Source organism: Bradyrhizobium sp., from assembly GCF_019242285.1.
Classification (GTDB): domain Bacteria; phylum Pseudomonadota; class Alphaproteobacteria; order Rhizobiales; family Xanthobacteraceae; genus Bradyrhizobium.
On the sequence record NZ_JAFAVV010000125.1, the window covers coordinates 1 to 3,265 of the forward strand.

Here is a 3,265-nt window from a genome sequence, read left to right on the forward strand (position 1 = left end):
CTCCCGCACCTAGAGATGCGATGGGCAACAACGGATGCGATCTTGACGTCGTTACGCGGGCCCGCCGGCCCGCCCAAATGTTCAGCGCAACTCGCCAGCGATGCACCGGGGCGCTTTGACATCAACCGATACGACAAACCGACCTCCGGCAGGATCGCCCCATCGACGGCCCGCTGATCCGCAGAATGGACCAGCTCCCCTTGTTGAGCGGTCAGCAGCCCTATTGCGCTGCCGCAAGGGTCCCTTTGCGACGCAGCGCGTATGTCGCGAATGAAACTCTTTCTCCTTGTCAAACGCGCTTCGCCGGAGTCAGAGTTCGATCACGCCGCGCATGAGTTCGGCGGTTAAATCAAAATAGGATTTGGGGCGAAACGAAATGAATAAAATTTCGATCGGATACGCTGCGTTGCTCGGGCTGGTCTGTACCTTGCCAAGTGGGGGTTACGCGCAGCAGGAATTGAAGCAGGATTTTATCGGCCCGGTCGGCACGGCCAAAGTCAGGCCGGTGACGCAGGCGATGCTGAATGCGGCGGACAAGAGCGCGACCAATTTCCTTCTGACAAACGGCAACTACGCCCAGACCCGGTTTTATCCGGGCAAGCAGATCAACCAGCAGAACGTCAAGAATCTGCACGTCGCCTGGATCTACCAGACCGATGTCAAGGAATCGCTGGAGACCTCGCCAATCGTCGTCGACGGCATCATGTTCGTGACGACGTCCTACAGCCATGTCTACGCGCTCGACGCCGAGACCGGCCGCGAGCTCTGGCACTACAATCACAAGATGGGGCCGATCACGACCTATTGTTGCGGCCCGAATAACCGCGGCGTCCAGGTCCTCAACGACATGGTCTATCTTGCCACGCTCGATTCCAAGCTGGTGGCGCTGAACGCCAAGACCGGTGACGTCGTCTGGACAATCGACATCGCCGATCCCGAGCAGGGCTACAGCGAGACAATGGCGCCGACCGTCGTCAAAGACAAGGTGTTGATCGGCACCAACGGCGGCGAATACGGCATCCGCGGCTTCGTGCGGGCCTATGATGCGAAGACCGGCAAGCAGGTCTGGAATTTCGATACGATTCCAGAGAAATCCGTCGGCATGTGGACGACCAAGGATGCGACCGGCCGCGACATGCATCGCGACATCGCAGCTGAAAAGGACGCCCTTGCCAAGAACGGAGATCCCTATGCTAAGCTTGGCGGCGGCGTCTGGCAGAATCCCGCCGTCGACCTGGCGACGAACCGGATCTACTTCGTGGTCGGCAACCCCTCGCCCGACCTCGACGGCTCGACCCGTCCCGGCGACAACCTCTATACGGATTCGCTGGTCTCGCTGGATCTCGATACTGGCAAGTATGTCTGCCACTTCCAGTACATCGCCCATGATGTGTGGGACCTCGACGCGGTCAGCCCGCCGGTGCTCGTCGATGTGAAGGACAAGAGCGGCAAGACCGTTCCCGGCGTGATCCATGCCGGCAAGACCGGGCACATCTATGTGCACGATCGCAAGGATTGCAGCCTGATCCGGTTCTCCGAGGCCATGGTGCCGCAGGAGAACATGTGGGTACTCCCGACCAAGGATGGGGCCCGCATGCTTCCGGGAGCGAATGGCGGCGTCGAGTGGTCGCCGATCGCCACCGATCCCGGTCAGTCGCTCGCCTACGCGATTAACCTCCACCAGCCGATGACCTATCGGGTGGAGAGCTCGCCCTATCCGAATGGAAAGCTGTGGCTGGGCGGCGCATTCACCGCAATTCCCGGCGAAAAGCAGTCCGGCAACATCACGGCCGTGAACTACAACACCGGCAAGATCAAGTGGCAGGTGAAGACACCGCAGCCGATGATCGGCGGCATTCTCGCTACGGCCGGTGGGCTCGTCTTCACGGGTGAGGGCAACGGAAAGTTCGCCGCCTACGGCTCGGCCGACGGCAAGGAGCTGTGGAGCTTCCGTGCCGGCGCGGGCGTCAACGCGCCGCCGTTGAGTTACATGGTGGCCAACAAGCAGTACATCGTGGTCGGCGCCGGGGGCAATACCCAGGTCAATTTCAAGCGCGGCAACAACATCATTGCCTTTACGCTTGATTGATCGTGAAACAAAGCGGGGCTGGTTGCGGCCCCGCTTCGGCACCGTCGGAAAGAGCTTGATGGGCGGCAAATCGAATTGGACGGTCCGCAGCGTGATCACCCTGGCGGCGTTGTTGACGGCAAGCATCGCACCAGCGGCTGCTCAGAGCAGGGAGCCCTCCAGTGCTCCGGCGGCACCCGCGCCGAACATCGCCGAGAAGATCGAGACCTGTGCGGGCTGCCACGGCGCTGACGGCAAGCCGGTTGACAAGACCATTCCGATCATCTGGGGACAGCTTCCTGGCTACATCTACATCCAGCTCCGCGACTTCAAGCGCGGCGATCGCAAGAGCGACGTTATGGGACCGATCGCGTCATCGTTCGAGAAGGCCGACATACTGGCGATCGGCGAGTATTTTTCGAAGAAGCCCTGGCCCGATCTGGCCCAGCCCAGGGCACCAAAGGATGTCGCGCGCAAGGCCCTCGAGGCCGAGCATTCCGTCGGCTGCACCGGCTGCCATCTCGAGCAGTTTCAGGGGACCGGGATCATGCCGCGCCTGGCTGGACAGAGCCGCGACTACCTCGCCAAGACGATCGCCGACTTTCGCTCGCGCGCCCGCGGCAACAATCCCGGCATGTCCGACCTGATGATTGCGACACCCGAGAACGATCTGGCCGCGCTGGCCGAATATCTGGCCGGCTTGTAGGCATGACGTTGGGCCGTGGCCGTGTCTGCCCAGCGTGAGCCCCTTCGGACTCCGCTACCTCCTGTCTCTCATGGCGCGACGTGATCGCATCCCGTTGCGACCACCAAGGACGCGCGCCCTCCTGCTCGCGTAATCAGTGGGCCAATAGCCGTTCGCGCAACGACGTCATGCTCGTAAGATCGGCAGCGCGTCTGCCGGCGTTGTCGCGCAGCGACGGATCCGCCCCGCGCGCAAGCAGCAGGTCTGCCGCGTCCGGCCGGTCGCCTTCCGAGGCGATCATCAGCGCCGTGCGGCCACGCGCATCCCGGTCGTCGATTTGGGCACCGGCGTCCAACAGATAGGTCACGAGCCGGACCACCTCGGCCTGTCCGACCTTTTCGTCCGCACCGGCGGCCCACATCAACAAAGTGAGGTCATTGGGATAGCGGGTATTGACGTCGACATTCCGCGCCAGCAAACGCTTGACGACATCGAGCCGTCCCGTCCCCGCC

General features: G+C 62.2%; 3 protein-coding genes. 2 read left to right on the plus strand and 1 reads right to left on the minus strand.

Annotated features, from left to right (window positions below):
* Window positions 1-376: 376 nt before the first annotated feature.
* Both JOY90_RS04505 and JOY90_RS04510 read left to right on the plus strand, forming a co-directional pair.
* Window positions 377-2,089, plus strand: a complete 1,713-nt coding sequence (locus JOY90_RS04505; protein ID WP_291689954.1) for a PQQ-binding-like beta-propeller repeat protein — start codon at window positions 377-379, stop codon at window positions 2,087-2,089.
* 58 nt (window positions 2,090-2,147) lie between these two features.
* Window positions 2,148-2,774, plus strand: coding sequence for a cytochrome c4 (locus JOY90_RS04510; RefSeq protein ID WP_291689955.1), 627 nt, complete (start codon window positions 2,148-2,150; stop codon window positions 2,772-2,774).
* 133 nt (window positions 2,775-2,907) lie between these two features.
* On the opposite strand, the gene JOY90_RS04515 is transcribed toward JOY90_RS04510, so the two are convergent.
* The coding region (locus JOY90_RS04515) for an ankyrin repeat domain-containing protein (RefSeq protein ID WP_291689956.1) at window positions 2,908-3,265 on the minus strand (358 nt) is incomplete at its 5' end.

Bases quoted from the DNA above. Each gene is read 5' to 3' on its own strand.
- JOY90_RS04505 (WP_291689954.1), top strand. From the start codon at position 377: ATGAATAAAATTTCGATCGGATACGCTGCGTTGCTCGGGCTGGTCTGT.
- JOY90_RS04510 (WP_291689955.1), top strand. From the start codon at position 2,148: ATGGGCGGCAAATCGAATTGGACGGTCCGCAGCGTGATCACCCTGGCG.